General features: G+C 60.3%; 12 protein-coding genes. 5 read left to right on the top strand and 7 right to left on the bottom strand.

Annotation, left to right across the window (positions count from 1 at the left end; all coding sequences use genetic code 11):
• Nucleotides 1-76: 76 nt before the first annotated feature.
• Complete coding sequence (locus ACRRQW_RS03890) at nt 77-823, bottom strand: LytR/AlgR family response regulator transcription factor (RefSeq protein ID WP_438479945.1); 747 nt, start codon at nt 821-823, stop codon at nt 77-79.
• 120 nt (nt 824-943) lie between these two features.
• On the bottom strand, nt 944-4,051 hold the full coding sequence (locus ACRRQW_RS03885) for a histidine kinase (RefSeq protein WP_438479944.1): 3,108 nt from the start codon (nt 4,049-4,051) through the stop codon (nt 944-946).
• Between the two features lie 162 nt (nt 4,052-4,213).
• Between ACRRQW_RS03885 and ACRRQW_RS03880 the strand changes: the two genes are divergently transcribed.
• Nucleotides 4,214-4,969: a LytR/AlgR family response regulator transcription factor gene (locus tag ACRRQW_RS03880; RefSeq protein ID WP_438479943.1), complete on the top strand. Its 756-nt coding sequence runs from the start codon at nt 4,214-4,216 to the stop codon at nt 4,967-4,969.
• Here the strand turns inward: ACRRQW_RS03880 and ACRRQW_RS03875 are convergent.
• A complete protein-coding gene (locus ACRRQW_RS03875; protein ID WP_438479942.1) occupies nt 4,958-6,988 on the bottom strand; it encodes a beta strand repeat-containing protein in 2,031 nt (676 codons plus the stop codon). The genes ACRRQW_RS03880 and ACRRQW_RS03875 overlap by 12 nt on opposite strands.
• Nucleotides 6,989-7,247: 259 nt before the next feature.
• Between ACRRQW_RS03875 and ACRRQW_RS03870 the strand changes: the two genes are divergently transcribed.
• Complete coding sequence (locus ACRRQW_RS03870; RefSeq protein WP_438479941.1) at nt 7,248-8,513, top strand: MFS transporter; 1,266 nt, start codon at nt 7,248-7,250, stop codon at nt 8,511-8,513.
• A gap of 121 nt (nt 8,514-8,634) precedes the next feature.
• Entirely contained in the window at nt 8,635-9,906 is a 1,272-nt protein-coding gene (locus ACRRQW_RS03865) for a hypothetical protein (RefSeq protein ID WP_438479940.1), read from the top strand.
• Nucleotides 9,907-10,073: 167 nt separating this feature from the next.
• On the opposite strand, the gene ACRRQW_RS03860 is transcribed toward ACRRQW_RS03865, so the two are convergent.
• Nucleotides 10,074-10,640 (bottom strand): DUF2937 family protein, encoded by a 567-nt coding sequence (locus ACRRQW_RS03860; protein ID WP_438479939.1) that lies wholly within the window; start codon nt 10,638-10,640, stop codon nt 10,074-10,076.
• Between the two features lie 229 nt (nt 10,641-10,869).
• Here ACRRQW_RS03860 and ACRRQW_RS03855 point away from each other — a divergent pair, with 229 nt between their 5' ends.
• Nucleotides 10,870-11,280 carry an SRPBCC family protein gene (locus tag ACRRQW_RS03855; RefSeq protein ID WP_438479938.1) on the top strand — a complete coding sequence of 137 codons (411 nt, stop codon included), beginning with the start codon at nt 10,870-10,872 and terminating at the stop codon, nt 11,278-11,280.
• Between the two features lie 45 nt (nt 11,281-11,325).
• Complete coding sequence (locus ACRRQW_RS03850) at nt 11,326-12,294, top strand: quinone oxidoreductase family protein (protein ID WP_438479937.1); 969 nt, start codon at nt 11,326-11,328, stop codon at nt 12,292-12,294.
• Nucleotides 12,295-12,540: 246 nt separating this feature from the next.
• Here the strand turns inward: ACRRQW_RS03850 and ACRRQW_RS03845 are convergent, their stop codons facing one another.
• From ACRRQW_RS03845 to ACRRQW_RS03835, 3 genes are all read right to left on the bottom strand, one after another.
• Nucleotides 12,541-12,993 carry a response regulator gene (locus ACRRQW_RS03845; protein ID WP_438479936.1) on the bottom strand — a complete coding sequence of 151 codons (453 nt, stop codon included), beginning with the start codon at nt 12,991-12,993 and terminating at the stop codon, nt 12,541-12,543.
• 285 nt (nt 12,994-13,278) lie between these two features.
• Nucleotides 13,279-13,896: a PEP-CTERM sorting domain-containing protein gene (locus ACRRQW_RS03840; protein ID WP_438479935.1), complete on the bottom strand. Its 618-nt coding sequence runs from the start codon at nt 13,894-13,896 to the stop codon at nt 13,279-13,281.
• 18 nt (nt 13,897-13,914) lie between these two features.
• Nucleotides 13,915-14,997, bottom strand: a complete 1,083-nt coding sequence (locus ACRRQW_RS03835; protein ID WP_438479934.1) for a TIGR02597 family protein — start codon at nt 14,995-14,997, stop codon at nt 13,915-13,917.
• Nucleotides 14,998-15,004: the final 7 nt, after the last annotated feature.

Genomic DNA, 15,004 nt, shown 5'->3' with positions numbered 1-15,004 from the left:
AAAGGTTTGGCCTCGTGCCTATCGCCCTGTGGTGAACGCCGAAAAAATTGTGGCGAGTCCGGTTCGCCTGGGGTGTTTACCCCTCGAGTTTTCGCCCGAGCGCAGTGAGCTTGGCCGTGAATTCCGGCCAGTAGTGCCGGCGCGCGCGCACCGGCTCCTGCAAGTGTTCGAGCCGGATCAACGACAGCTCCGAGTCTTCGTGGTGATAACCTTGCACGAAGCTCACGTTGATAATCGCAGTGCGGTGGACGCGCAGGAAGTGCGACGTGGGCAAACGATCCTCCCACGAACTCAGCGTCTGCCGCACGAGCAAGCGTTCGCCGCTCACGAGGTTTACTTCGGAATAATTATCCTGCGATTGCAGCGCCACGATGTCGGCCGTGCGCACGAAACGCGCGATCCCCGGGCCGGTCTTTACCTGCACGATATCATCCGGACGCAGCGCCGGCATCGTCGTCTTTTCGAACGGCGGATTGCTCGCACTGGCGCGGCGCAACGTTTCGGCAAGACGTGCGACACGCACCGGCTTCTGCAGGTAATCGAGTGCGTTCACCTCGAACGCGCGCAGCGCGAAGTGATCATAAGCGCTGACAAAAATCGTGCGCGCGCCCGGAGCGACATCCGGCATCAAATCGAATCCGGTGCCGCCGAATAATTGCACGTCGAGAAACACGAGATCGTAATTCGCACTGCGCAACAGCGCGCGGCCTTCCTCCACGGTCGCGGCTTCGCCCGCGATGATGACATCGGGGTGCGCGGCCAGCACTGCGCGCAAGTCGCGTCGCGCGTTGGCTTCGTCGTCGATGATCAGGGCCCGTGGCATCGCACGAAGGTTAGCAAAAATCTGGCCATATCTGCCAGCGCAAAGCCTGTCACAACGTAAACGCGCCCGCGCGAAATGGTGGGCGACTGGTGATGCGGCCCTCTAAAATTCAACCAGTGGTTAAATTTCCCGCGCCGCCCGATTCAGTCGCAACGTAAACGTCACCCAGCCGTCACGCGGCAAAGCATGGAATTCATGCGCGTGCGGATAGTAACGCTGCAACCGTTCGCGCAGATTCTCCAAACCGATGCCGAGCGAGGGAACGATGCCGCGACGGCCGGGCTCGACCCAGTCGCCAGTGTTGGCGATGACGATTTCCAGCGCGCCTTGAGGATCGCGACGCGCGTGCAACTGGATTTGCAGCGGCCCTTGCGAAGTGAGGCGGCCGTATTTCAACGCATTTTCCACGAGCGGCAGTAGTAGTAACGGTGGGATTTTTTCGCCGGCTGCATCCGGGGCGACGGTGAGTTCCACGCTGAGCAATTCGCCCCAACGCGTCTGTTCGATGTCGAGGTAAGCTTTCAGCATTTTCATTTCCTGCGCCACCGTCGGATTGTCGCCGCCGGCGGGACGGAAAAGCGTGAGCTGACAAAAATCCACAAGCTGCTCCACGATCTCGCGTGCCTTCGCGAGTCCGGGCGGCAAGTGCGAGCAGACCGAGGTGAGCGCGTTGAAAAGAAAATGCGGGTTGAGTTGGTAACGCAGCACTTCGAGTCGCGCTTTTTCTTCGCCGAGTTTCGCGGCGATTTTTTCATCGAGCTCGAGTTGGTTCAAGCGAGTCAGTTCCGCGTTGCTGCGACGCAACTCCTCGGTGCGATGAGCGACGGTTGCTTCCAGCGCGGCCGCTTGTTGCCGCAGGGCGCGCGTGCGCCAGCGCACCAGCGCCACCATTAGTCCTGCGGCGATCACGACGTAGATCGTCCACGCCCACGGGCTGAACCACCACGGCGGTTGCAGGTGGAAGTGAAGGACAAGTGGTGGCGACCACGTCCCGCCTTCGGTGCGCGCGCGGAACTGGAGTTGATAATCCCCCGCGCCGAGTCCGGTGAACGTGCGCTGCGCGAGCGCGGCGGTTTGCACGAGCGGTTGGCCGGCACCGGACAAAATGGTTTCGAAGATCACGTTCGCGCCCGCCGGCGCGGCGAAAGTGAAAGTCAGCGTGCGTTGCGCGAAAGGCAGCTCCCAACCGCCGGTGAGATCGAGCCGCGCGCCGTCGTTCGTGGTGATTTCGCGAATGACCACGTCCGGTGCCGAGGCGGTGCCGGCTCGTCGCCACGCGCCCAGATCCACGCGAATCAACCCGCTGTGGCCGCTGATCCAGAGCAGGTCTTCGCGCGTCGCGCCGTCGCCGGGCTCAAGTTTCATTCCGTCGATGTCATTGAGTTGTTCGACGGGCGGAAGCACCAACGGGTGCCAACTCGTAGCGTCGGCCAAGCCGATTTCGGTGGCGCTGGAGATTTCCGCTTCGCCCACGCGCTTCGCGGCAACCCACGCGCCGCCTCGCGGATCGGGCGTGAGCGAGCGCGGCGTCCAGGTGCCTTCGGTGAATCGGGGGCCGAGTTCCGTCGTGGGTTCGACGCGATCGGTCGCGGGATTTAAGCGAAAGAGTCCGAGCTCGCATTGAAACAGCACGCGGTCGCCGACTGGCGAGACGCGCACCCAGCCAAAGCCGGCGGGCAGGCCGGCGTTTTCGGCGAAGCGCTCGATGACGGGCTTGCCGGGCGAAGTCGCGGAAGGGTGCGGGAACTTCACGCGCAGCGCGCCGCCTTGCGCGGAGCCGAACCACCACGTGCCGTCGTCCTGCTCGAACAAGCCGCCGAGGTTGTGCAGGCCGGGCACGGTGCCTTCCTCGATCCACGTCGCGCCTTCGCGCCGGTAAGTGTAGAGGTTGCCGTCGGCGATGGCGAACCAGCGAGCGGGCTGGCGGCGTGACGCGACAAAGTTATCCACGTTAAACGATTTGCCCGGCAAGGTGACGCTGGGCTGGCCCGGTCGCCACGAGAACACGCCCTGCACGCCGAACGCGATGAGTTTGTCGTCGGCGACGACGAGATGATTCAGAAAATCCGTGAACCCTTCCACGGCTTCGAGGCGCGCCGGTTTGAGTCCGGCGGCGGGCGCCAGTTTTAATAAACCCGCGCCGCTTGCGACGTAGAGTTGGTTTTCAAAACGCACCGGCGTGCTCAGCGAACTCCGCGGCGCGCCGTTGGCGGGGGAAAACCACGTCAACCATGGGCGCGCATCGATCCGCACCAGGCCCTGATCGAGACACAGCCACGCGCTGCCGCTGCGATCGACGAATACATTAATGACGGTGTTGCTCGGCAGACCGCTCGATTGATTCAGGTGCGCGAGCAGCCGGCCTTGGGCGTCACAGACGTAAGCGCCATCTTGCAACGTCGTCAGAATCAGTCGCCCGTCGGAGAGCCGCGCGCCACCGTAGAGAAGGTGTTTCGCCAGCTCCGCACTGAGCGAGGGCACGAAGAGTTGTGCGTTTTCGCCGATCCACGAAATGATTCCGGTGCGCGCCGAGCCGAGGAGGGTTTCGCCGGGCGCGTGGCCGTGGATCGAAAAAGTGAGGCCGCGCTTTTTAAGGGCGTCTGGTTGGTGAGTCGGCGAAATGGCGAGCGTCGTGCCGTCATCAGAAAAGAGAAAGAGTCCTTGCTGCGCTTGATTGAGCAGCACGCGGTCCTGCACTTGGATCATTTGCCACGAACTCGCCTCGGGCAGTTTAAGCGTGGCGAATTTCGTGCCGTCCCATCGCATGAGCCACGTGCTCGTCTGGAAAAGCGGCCCGTGCGGCGTGAGGAATACTTTCCAGATTTCACCGCAGGCGCGCGCGGCTTCTGGCAGTTTTTCCTTGAGCGAAACAAACGTGCGCAGTCCGGTCGCATCGGTTTTCGCGTAGCCGAGTTCGTCGACCGCGCCGAGCCACAGCGTATCGGTTTCGTCGAGGGCGAGGGCGCGGACGTAGGTTGCACCGGGCACCGGCAGTTGCGTCCAGCGTGCGCCATCGTAAACCAGCACGCGGCCGTAGTTGCCGAAGTAGAGCAGCCCCGCGCGATCCTGCCCGCCTGCCCACACTTGACCGTGGCCGTGATAATCGCGCGGACGGAAAACTTCGAAAAAAGGCAGGCCTAGCTCGCGCGTGTCCGGCGCTTCAGCGCGCGCCAGACTGGCGGCCAAAGCGAACCACAAAACCAAGGGATAAATCCGGAGGAATTTCACGTGTGCGTTGCCCACGAAACTAAACCAGGCCCCAACCGCGAGCCTGATTCGTGCGCGTGGTTATTCTCCAGGAAGGACACGGATTCGCAGGCGTGCACGCACTTGGCGGTGGACGATTAGGTGCGCGTTCGTTTTATCGCCGGGGACTCCATTCCGCCTATTATGATACGTGCGTTGATTATCGATGATGAAGCCCCTGCGCGGCAGGATTTGCACGGACGCTTGGCCGCGCATCCGCACCTGACCGTGGTAGGCGAAGCGATGACGATTAAAGCCGCGCGGGCACTTTTGGAAGCGGGCGGCTATGATTTGGTTTTTCTCGATGTGCAGTTAATCGGTGGAAGTGGATTCGATCTCGTGCCGTCAGTAAAAGCCGGAGCGCGCATTATTTTTGTGACGGGATTTAGCGAATACGCGGTGCGTGCGTTCGAGGTGAACGCGATCGATTATCTGGTGAAGCCGGTGAAACCGGAGCGACTGGCGGAGGCGCTGGTGCGCGTCAATCAGCCGCTGGAAATGAATGAGAATTCGCCGGTAAGCGGAACGGGAAACCGGGCGTTAAACGCTGAAGATTTATTGCATCTCAATGCGGGCACGGTGGCGCGGTTTGCGCCGGTGGCGGACGTCGCGTTTATCGTGTCAGACGAAAATTACTCACGCGTGTGGCTGGTGGACGGCACCAGTGTCTTGGTGCGACGCACCTTGAAATCATGGGAAGAGCGGTTGGCGGCGGCGGGGTTTCAACGCGTGCATCGCGCGGCGATCGTGAACCTCGCCAAATTGAAAGGTTATCGGCGCGATGCGCAGGGTGCCATTGCCCTGGAGTTACACGGCGTCACGGAAGTCGTGCCGGTCGGTCGCAACTATTGGCCGGAATTGAAAAGCCGGTTGCCCGACGAAGTGACTTCAGTGGGCTGAGCGAACGCAGGTGCAGATTCGCTGCCGACGACGGCGGTAAATGCTGAAGCCAAGCGCGAGCCCACCGAACACCGCGGCGTAGGTGCTGGGCTCAGGGATGGCCGAGGCCGCGGCGCTGATGGTGAGGTTTCCGGTGCCGGGCGCGAAAGTGAAGTCGAGGCTGCCAGTCGTCCCTGACCACACGCTGCTCCCATAGACGAGGCTCGTGTTGTATTGGCCCGTCAAATAAATCGAGCTGTAGTTGCCGGTGGTAGTGCCGGCCCCTTGGAAGAGATTGTAAACGGAGGCGATCGCGGGCGCGCCGAAATCGAGCGTCAGCACGCCGCCATAGGTGAGGGTGCCATACGCCGCAGCATTGATTCCGTCGTATGTGGTGCCGCGCATCGTGCCGTTGATGGCGAGAGTGGTGGTGCCCGCGAGTGTGAGGTTATTGGTAAAGGTCAATACGCCCGGGCCGGCTCCGGTGCCGGGTGAGAGCGTGCCGTTGATGATGGTGTTACCCTGGACAGTGCCGTGGCCGCGCAGCGTCTGGCTTGCTCCGACGGTGAACGTCCGGCCCTCGTAAGCGAGGGGCTGGGTGTTGAAGATCACGCCGGACCCTTGGCTCGTGCCGACGGTGATCACGCTGCTGTGATCGATGGCTCCTGTTCCGGTTAAGGCGAATCGTCCCGCGGAGATCGTCGTCGCGCCGGTGTAGCTGGTCGGGCCGCTGATGAGGAGCGTGCCGGTTCCCGTCTTGTTGAAACCGCCGGCGCCGGAAATATCTCCGGAAAGTGTGAGCGAGTTCAAACTGTCGCTTTCGAACGTCGAAGTGGTTCCGGACGCGAGCGTCAGCGGCGCGGTAATCGTCATACTGTTGGCCGCGTTGCGTAGGGTGCCGCCAGCCAGATTGAGATTCGCGGTGGCGCCCTCGTTAACTGTGATACTGTCGCCGAGGATGAGCGTGCCGCCCGTGTTCAGGATGAGCGTGCCGGTGCCTTGGCTGTTATTGCCGACGATGATGCCGCTGGAGGCTTCGACAATGCCGCTGCCGGAAATCGTGAGAGTCGCGTCGCCGCCGTTCGAAAGGTAGAAACTTCCGTTGGCGGTGAGGGTGCCGCCGGAAACGGCGACGACTGAGGTCGAACCACCAGAATCGTCCGAGAGGTTGACCGCACCAGTAACGTTGAGCGAGCCGCCGGTGAGCGTGAGTGTGCTCTGCGCACCGAATTGACCGAGCGTGAGGGTATTCACATTGACGGTGCCTCCGGAGATTGACGCGTTCGCGGCGCTGCCGAAGTCGAAGACACCGAGGGTAAGGTTTTGTGTGGTCAAGGAACCGGAAGACATCGCGAGCGAACCCGCGCGGAGCTCGAACGTGTCACCCGCATCCCACGTGCCGCCGGTGATGGTGGCGGTGCTTGGATTGTAGTTAAAGCCGATCAAGGTGTAGGTTGTCGTGAGCGTCGCGGAACCGCTAAGCGTCACGCTGTTTCCGCTGCTGCTGGTGCCCAATTTGAGATCATAAATAGTGGCTGAACTGGTGTCGCCGAGTGTGAAGGTGCCCTTGGAGATTTGGCCCACGGTCAGTGAATCCACTTCGAGTTGGGCGGCTCCGGTAAGGGCCAATGTGCCCGTGCCACCGCCGCCCACCGTCAGGTGTTCGGCGCTGAGTTGTCCGCCGGCGACGTTCACAGAGCCGGCTCTTCCTTCGGAACCGATGAATGATCCATGGTCGGAATCGCCAGTGACGGTGAGCTGGCCACCCGAGTTAATGTTCAGGGTGGCGGTGCCGGCCGTAGAGAAGAAGCCGACGGTAAATTGTTTGATCGTGGTCGCGGATGAGAGATTCGCGGTGCGGCCTCCGCCGATTCGCGCGGATGATTCGTCGTCATTGGTGGGCACGCCGGCAGACCAGTTCGCCGCATCGGTGAAACTGCCGTTGGTCGCGGTAAAGAGGGTCGTCTGCGCGAACAGCGCGGAGTTCGTTGCCAGGCAAAGCAACACGGCGAAAATGCGGAAAGAAAAACGTGAGGACATAATGATCGGTTGGCGAATCGCGCGGGTGCGTGCGCGAGCGAATGGCAGATGCGATTTCTCCCGCAGGCGACGAGCGTGGTGTGACGAACAACGGGCCCGCGTGACGAACAACCGATGACTCGGATAGGTTTTTCGTTAGCGTCGAAATTTTGCTTTAAGCCAGCGTGCGAGGAGAGCTCTCGAACTACATCAGAGCCGGTTGCTCGGGCAGATAGTTGACGCCTATGTGCGGTTGGGGAAGATGGCGCGCACACCCCACATGACTCCACCCGCTTCGTCCGGTTTAGTGTCTTCGAATCGCGCGCGCAATCTGGCGCTGTTGGCCGCCTTCCTTGGCTGGATGTTCGATGGACTTGAAATGGGAATCTTCCCGCTTATCGCACGCCCGGCGCTCTCGCAAATGCAGGCGCAAGCCGGCATCGTCGACGCGGGGTATGTCGGTTACTGGATCGGTAACATCAACGCGTTTTTCCTCGTGGGTGCGGCGCTGGGCGGTCTCGTGTTTGGCTGGCTCGGTGATCGGGTGGGTCGCGTGCGAGCGTTGAGTTTGAGCATCCTGTGTTACTCGGTGTTTTCGGCGCTCGGGTATTTTGCGCAGACACCGATGCATCTCGGCATTTTGCGTTTTCTCGCGGCGCTCGGCATGGGCGGTGAATGGTCGCTCGGCGTGGCGCTCGTGATGGAAGTGTGGCCGGAGAAACACCGGCCGATGCTCGCGGGCGTGATTGGCGCCGCGGGCAATCTCGGGTTCGCGCTCATCGCGTTTGTCGGCATGTCGTTTGCCGTCACGCAAGACACGTGGCGCTACGTGCTGCTGGTGGGCCTCACGCCCGCGTTGCTCACGCTCGTGATTAGGCTGTTCGTGCCGGAATCCGAGAAATGGAAACACGCCACGGCGGCGAGCCCAACAAGGAAACCGGTGAAGGAAATTTTCGCGCCGCCGCTGCTTAAATACACGCTCATCGGAGCTTTGCTCGCGGGCGTCATGCTCATTGGCACATGGGGTTCCGTGCAATGGCTGCCGAGCTGGGCGGATCAAATGGCCGGCCCCGGCAACCCGATGGCGAAAGCGCACACGCAGGCGACTTCGGCCATCGGCGCAATTTTCGGGTGCCTCGCGGGCGCGTGGCTCGGCGGGAAAGTCGGACGGCGGCCCGCGTATTTTATTTTGTGCCTCGGTTCGCTGCTGAGTTGTGCGTGGTTATTTCGCGGCGTCGATGTTTACGGCACGCAATTCTTGATGCTCGTGTTTTTGGTCGGTGCACTGACGGCATCGTTCTTCGGCTGGATGCCGCTTTATTTGCCAGAGCTTTTCCCCACGCGCGTCCGCGCCACGGGGCAGGGCTTTGCTTACAACGCCGGACGTTTGCTCGCCGCCGTAGGTGCGCTTTACGCAGGGCAACTCATTCAAGTCTTCGAGGGAAGTTTCGCGAAGACCGGCGCGGCGATTTCGCTGATCTATGCGCTCGGGTTGATTGTTATTTGGATCGCACCGGAAACGAAGGGCCGGCCGTTGCCGGAATAGCGCGGGGCCGGCCGGTTGAAATTTCACTGAGTTTCGAGTCGTCGCGGGCGCGCAAGGGCGTTCTCGTAGGGAGATGAGGAGTTTACTTTTTTTGGTCGGATTTTTGTGCGCGGGTTTCGCGATGGCAGCGACGGAAACTAAAAAGCCATTTTCCGACGAATTGCTCGCGCGGGCCGTGCAGGAAAAAGCGCCGCGCTGGAAAGGCACGCCCGGCCAGCGTTACCGCGAGATGCCGGAAACGTTCGCTCTGCACCTCACGGCGCTTGCCGCGCACGTGGAGCCTGATCGAAAAATTGCCGGCACTACGCTCGCCGCGAGCACGGCAGAAAAGATTTTATCATTCCTGCGTTCGAACGGCCCCGATGCGGATGGTTTTACACGCGAGCCGGAAGCTTACGGCGGACTCGGTGGCTGGTCGCATAATGCCGCGGCGCAAACGCTGTTGCTCGCGAAGCGCACGCCGGCGATTTGGGGAAAATTCACCGCCGACGATCGGCATCGCGCGGATTTGGTGATGCGCGCGCTCGCGGTGGCGGGGCATTTTGGTTTCGACGACGAAAACGATTATCCGGTGCTGCTCGACGGTGTTTCGATTAGCTACAAAAGCTGGAATCCGAATATCACCGAAGGCTACGTGGACATCCTGGTTGCCGCGTCGCTTTATTTTGGGGCGGACGAACTCAATGCCTTTTTTGCGACGTTCGATTTCGATCGATTTGTCGGGGAATTGAAGGCCGCGAATTTTCTCAACATCGTGCGCGGGTGGACACACACGCCGGCGATCCGCGAACTCTTGATGAAGGGCGGACAATTCACCGCGCCGGGCGGGCCGCCGCCGTTGAAATTCGGCGGCACGATCGGTTACGGCGCGGGCGTGCGCCGGCCGTTCACGTATCGCGGCTGGCCGTTGAGCGCGCCGTGGGAAATTTACCGGCTGCAAGCGAACGTGATGTTTTCGAAAACGGTGCGCACGCAGATCACGATTAACGGCGAAAATCGTTCCCGCCTTTTGCAGCATCAAACGAAAGCCGTGCTCTCGCCGTGGGAAGGGCGCATGGGCATGTGTTATGAATTCGAGACGACGGATTGGGACGGTCTGCGCACGAGCCTGACTTACGCTTACGAAGGCGTGATGGTGCACCTCGGCACGGCGGCGACGCTGCGCGTGCTCGGCGAGTGGCGCGACGATGCAGCGGGCCGCGACATCGAGCGGCGCATGGCGGTAGGCGTGGCGGATTTAATTTTTAAAGCGAAAGAAGGTTACCGCGGCTGGTCGCAAGGCCGCGAGCGACTCAACTGGCTCGAACAGGATCTTCAGCCGATGGGCTCGGATTATATTTTCCCGCTCTGGAGCGAACTGTTCCCGCCCGCGCCGGAGCCGTCGGTGAAGTGAGAAAGTTTTGGAATGTGGAAATCAGGAAGGCTGGAAAAAACAGAAGGCGACTGCTCCGTTCCTGATTTTCTGAGTTCCAGATAAGAATCTCTGTCGCTACGCTTGGTTTCCTGAATGATTTATCTGGAAATCAGGAACTCAGGAAAAACAGATTTACCCGGTTCAAGTTACGGCACGGGCGTGGCAGCGGAATCGGGAAGCGTTATGCGTTTTTTCCAGCGGCGCTGGAGGGCGCGGCCGCCGGTTTTTACACCGCCGTGGTAGAGCGTGATAAAAAAGAGCATGCCGAGGAGCGCGTAGATGAGGCCTTCAAGTGTCGTCGGCACGGCGGGCTGAAAGACGTGCCACGTGCCGCTCGCGATTTCGGAGTCGAGGTTGCGGATGAAGACCCACGGTTTTTCCAGGATCGAGGCGTTAAGCAGCGCATCGTGTGCTTGCTGCAAGTCGGCGACGCGCGTGACGTTTTCACTCATGACGCCGCCTAGTTTGGCGACGGCCGCGTCGCTGTTGGCGTTGGTCTGCGCGATCAGGCGGTCGAGCGTGAGGCCGGATTGTTTCGCGACATTTTCAAACTGGGCGAGCTGGCGGCGCGCTTCGTCGAGGTGGCCGCCGAGGCGTTGCAGGTATTGCTGCATGAACGTCGGGATCTGCGAAAACGCCACCGCGCCCGCGACGCACAGCAAGCGGTCGAAGAGTCCTTCCGTGGCGGAGAAACAGCGTTGGCCAAAAGACATGGTGAAAAACGTGGCAGGTTTTTCGACCATGTCGAAGGCGATTGGTTGCACGTGGTTCGGCGCGATCTGGTTTGGAGTCAACTGACCCGAAAACGACGCGCACTTCTCCAAAATCAGGGAGCAAGTCGGGTGATTTGCAGTCATACGCCTGATGCGGCGTCTCCGTTCACTTGTTGGCTTGTTTGGAATTGCGATTGGATTGGCCGGCGCTGCGCAGGAACCTTCTCCCATGATTCATCCCACCAGCTTGATTCATATCTCGATCCGGAAACCCATCGAAGAAATCTATAACTTCATCTCGAACCCGCGAAACATGTCCGAATGGGCCGCTGGGTTGAGCGGCTCCCCGCTCACTCCCGACGGCGACCAGTGGCTCGCGGATTCGCCGATGGGGAAAGTGAAGATCAAATTCGCCCCGAAAAATGATTTCGGGATCGCCGACCACGATGTGACGCTGCCCAACGGCCAGGTGGTGCACAATCCGCTGCGCGTGCAAAAAAACGGCGATGGCGCTGAAGTGATCTTTACGCTGTATCGGTTGCCCGGGGTTTCCGAAAAAGATTTCCAAGCCGATGCCGCCAAAGTCCGCGCCGACCTGGCGAAACTCAAAGCCTTGCTTGAGTCTGACTCGCGCGGGTGATGAACGCGTTTGATAAACGCGCGCCGGTGAGCAGGCTGTGGAGACATGAAAGCCATTCGCATTGCTGAATTTGGTGGGGCCGAAAAATTGCAGTTCGAAGACGTCGCGTTGCCGGAGCCAAAAGCCGGGCAGGTGCGCATCAAGGTCGCAGCGGCGGGCCTCAATTACATCGATGTGTATCAGCGCACCGGGCTTTACGCGCAGCCGCTGCCGTTCACGCCCGGGCTTGAAGTCGCGGGCGACATCACGGCGGTGGGCGAGGGCGTCACGGAGTTTAAAATCGGCGACCGGGTGGGCACGGCGTCGGCGATCGGCGGATATGCCCAAGAAGCGCTCGCGCCGGTGGGTAAGCTCGTGCGGATTCCGGAAGGCGTGTCGACGGAAATCACGGCAGCGTTGTTGTTGCAAGGGTTCACGGCGCACTACCTCGCGGTGGACACGTTTCCGCTGAAGGCGGGTGATACGGCGTTGATTCACGCGGCGGCCGGCGGCGTAGGGTTGTTGCTGGTGCAGATTGCGAAGATGCGCGGCGCGCGCGTGCTGGCGACGGCGGGCAGCGCGGAAAAGCTCGCGCTCGCGCGCGGGGCAGGCGCCGATGAAGTGGTTAATTATGCAGCGGAAGATTTCGCGGTAGCGGCGAAAAAATTCTCGGGCGGCCGGGGTGTCGACGTGGTTTACGATTCGGTGGGTGCGTCGACGTTTGAGGGGAGTCTAAACAGCCTGCGCCCGCGCGGGATGCTGGTGACGTTTGGCAATGCGAGCGGGCCGGTGCCGCCGTTTGCGCCGCGCATTCTTTCGGACAAGGGTTCGTTGTTTATCACGCGACCGACGATGCATGCCTACACGCAAACGCCGGAGGAAATCCAAAGGCGCGCGGATGATCTTTTCAGCTTGGTGAAATCCGGAAAATTATCGGTGCGCATCGGCGCGAAATTTTCGCTCGCGGCTGCCGCCGATGCTCATCGGGCGCTGGAAGGACGCCAGACCACAGGAAAGGTGCTACTGATTCCGTAAGCGCGCCACCTGTGGCGATCTAAATCGTTCTCTTTCTCTTACTCTTTCTCGTTCGGCAGGTTTTTTAACCACGAATTTCACGGATGGATAAACCTGATGAATCTGGAACTCAGGAAATCAGGAAGTTGGATCAAGCCAGGGGGAAGGCTAGAAGCGCTTTGTGATCTACTCTCGGGGAATTTTTCCTGATTTCCTGAGTTCCAGATTAATTGTCTGAATCGATGCTCTTTAAGAGTGGTCGATTTTTCAAGGCACGCCGCCGTGGAGCACGAGCCACTTTCCCTGCCGGCCGGTTTTCATCAGGTTGAGCAGATCGAGCACCTGTTTAACTTGGTCGGCGGTGCTGGAATTTTTCACCATGTAGGCATCGGCGCCGTGTTGCTTCGCGAGGTCGACATCCTGCGGAAGGTCGGAGGTCGAGAACATCACGACGGGCGTCACGTCAAACGCCGGGCGTTCGCGCACCCATTTGAGCACGTCGATGCCGTCGGCTTGCGGCATTTTTTTGTCGAGCAGGATCAGTCCCGGCAACGCCTGCGGGTTGGCGACGAGCTGCTCGTTCAAATAGGCGATCGCTTCCCAGCCGTTTGCGGCGCGAACCAGCGGCCAATGCACCGCCGTGCGCCGGATAGCGCGCTGCACGAGTTCGATATCGAGTTCGGAATCGTCTGCGTAGAGCAGGGAGGAGTGGGTGAGCATTACAAGTTGCGGTTGAAAACCGCTCGGCACTCAAACGCACTTCCAACGCTGAGCCAGAGAATTTCGATCTGGGCTCCTCACTTTAGGAAAATCTCCCATGCGGAGATTTTTATTTTAGGTGGAAATCAGGGAATCAGGAAAAGGCTGATCAAAGCGACGACACGAATTTCACGAATCACCACGAGTGAAACCACGTGAAGATTCTGACTATGATTTTCACCACGAAGGACCCGAAGCTCACGAAGTTTGCAGGTCGTGAGCGGTGTGACTCGTTGATTTAAAACTTCAGAATCCCTTTCCCTGACGCTTCCGATACACGGCGAGGCCGAGTGCGAGTGCGCCGAAGATTATTGCGTAGGTGGAAGGTTCTGGGATGGCGGAGAGAGTGAGATAGGATGCGACCGTGCCGGCCGGCACGGAGAAATCGGGGATGAAGCCAGGGGAGGGAACTTGCCAGGCAGAGAGGCTGTAAAGCCCGTAAGGAAGGTTCGCGCTGGAAGAGTAGCTGGTGGCGTAGTTCAAATTGGAGAACCACACGACCGCGAGTTGGTCGCCGGTGCTGAGATTGGGAAATGGATTTTGTTGGAGCGGGATGTGGGCGGCTGAATCGATGAATGTGCCCGGGCCGTCCCAACTGGAGTCTATCTGGGCGCGCATGATGATTTGATAGAGGCCTCCGTTCAGGTAGTCGCCGACGTTTAAGTTGCCGGCGGTGAGGGTGCTAAAACCGGTGCCGGCGGTGTTGGCGGAACCGACGTTAGCGATGAGCAGGACGAGGCGACCGTCGACGAGCGGAACATTGGCGTGATCGCGTAACTCTGGACTCTGGAAATTGATGATTACTTCGTCCGCGGGGGACAAAACGACCGCCGTGAGGAATAGTAAGCTGGCGAGGATTTTCATAAAGGAAGGAGGAAAAGGTTATTGAAGGTAAACGGGTAAAGCGTCCCAAAGATCAGTGCGGATAGTCGCCGCCTGGCGTTTGCGGATGATGAAGCCTTCGCCTGGTTTTAAGGTGAAGCTAGTGTCGGGCACGGAGGCACCGACCTGATACCAACCGGCAATTTTTTGGGCATTACCGGCGAAGTAAAAATAAGGGGCGGACGGCGATTTATTTTTGGCCACCATGGCGTTGTTGAAAACATAGAGTTCGTCGGCCCGAGTCACGGCGCTGGTCGATACCGCGAAGGCTCCCGAGGCGACCAATCGCGAAGCGCTCAAGGTCATCGGCACGGCGCAAGGGAGGCCGAGAAAATGATCTTGGTCGGTGTCCGCGGCGAGCAAGGCGAGCGGCACGCGAAAGCCGGCCATTTGCACGGCACCGGCCACGGCTAGGGAGGTTTCCGTGGCGACGTTCTGACGGACAATGACATAGTTGTGCGGGTCGAGCCGCTGCGAACCTTTGAGACCGGTATTGTCGCCGACTTGATACCAGCCGGCCGGTTTGCTGGTGTTGCCCGAGAAGTAGAAAAACGCAGGGGACACCGAGCGGTTTTTGCCGGCGGTGGTATTGTTGTAGAAGAAAATTTCCGTGGCGCGCGTGAGCGCACTGGTGGAAATGTTCACGCCGCTGCCACCGGGAAACACGGTGTCGAGTGTCCAGTAAGGCACCACTGCGACGGTATCACCCAAAGCAGGGCCCTGAACGGTTTCGGTGTGCAACGCACTGAGATCGATCGCACCCGCGGCGATGGTGACTGTGCGTCCATTGACGTCGGTGATCGGGAGCACAGTGCCTTCGAGCGAGCCGTTCATCACCAGAACGAAGGCTCCTCCGACTGGCAGGGCCGGCACATCCACCGTGAGGGTAAAGGTGGAGCCGGTGCGGCTGGCAAGTGCGCCTTCCGCGAGGGCGGGCCGCAGCAGCGGCAGCGAAACAGTCGTGTCGGAGTTGCCCTGCAGGCGGAGTTTAAAGACCCCGACCGGATCGCTCGGCACGGCGAACGCCGCGAGCGGCCCGAGTGCGAGCGTGAGCAGAAGAAAACGAAGACGAGAGAGCTTCATGGGAAAA

The sequence above is a fragment of the Oleiharenicola lentus genome, from assembly GCF_051660365.1.
In the GTDB taxonomy this organism is placed as follows: Bacteria; Verrucomicrobiota; Verrucomicrobiia; order Opitutales; family Opitutaceae; genus Lacunisphaera; species Lacunisphaera lenta_A.
The sequence above is the reverse complement of the archived record's forward strand: the minus strand, read 5'-3'. Positions and strand labels throughout refer to the sequence as shown.

Excerpts from the sequence above, each read along its gene's own strand:
- ACRRQW_RS03880 (WP_438479943.1), top strand. The coding sequence starts at position 4,214 with ATGATACGTGCGTTGATTATCGATGATGAAGCCCCTGCGCGGCAGGAT.
- ACRRQW_RS03870 (WP_438479941.1), top strand. The coding sequence starts at position 7,248 with ATGACTCCACCCGCTTCGTCCGGTTTAGTGTCTTCGAATCGCGCGCGC.
- ACRRQW_RS03860 (WP_438479939.1), bottom strand. The coding sequence starts at position 10,640 with ATGTCTTTTGGCCAACGCTGTTTCTCCGCCACGGAAGGACTCTTCGAC.
- ACRRQW_RS03865 (WP_438479940.1), top strand. The coding sequence starts at position 8,635 with ATGGCAGCGACGGAAACTAAAAAGCCATTTTCCGACGAATTGCTCGCG.
- ACRRQW_RS03840 (WP_438479935.1), bottom strand. The coding sequence starts at position 13,896 with ATGAAAATCCTCGCCAGCTTACTATTCCTCACGGCGGTCGTTTTGTCC.
- ACRRQW_RS03845 (WP_438479936.1), bottom strand. The coding sequence starts at position 12,993 with ATGCTCACCCACTCCTCCCTGCTCTACGCAGACGATTCCGAACTCGAT.
- ACRRQW_RS03850 (WP_438479937.1), top strand. The coding sequence starts at position 11,326 with ATGAAAGCCATTCGCATTGCTGAATTTGGTGGGGCCGAAAAATTGCAG.
- ACRRQW_RS03890 (WP_438479945.1), bottom strand. The coding sequence starts at position 823 with ATGCCACGGGCCCTGATCATCGACGACGAAGCCAACGCGCGACGCGAC.
- ACRRQW_RS03835 (WP_438479934.1), bottom strand. The coding sequence starts at position 14,997 with ATGAAGCTCTCTCGTCTTCGTTTTCTTCTGCTCACGCTCGCACTCGGG.
- ACRRQW_RS03875 (WP_438479942.1), bottom strand. The coding sequence starts at position 6,988 with ATGTCCTCACGTTTTTCTTTCCGCATTTTCGCCGTGTTGCTTTGCCTG.
- ACRRQW_RS03855 (WP_438479938.1), top strand. The coding sequence starts at position 10,870 with ATGATTCATCCCACCAGCTTGATTCATATCTCGATCCGGAAACCCATC.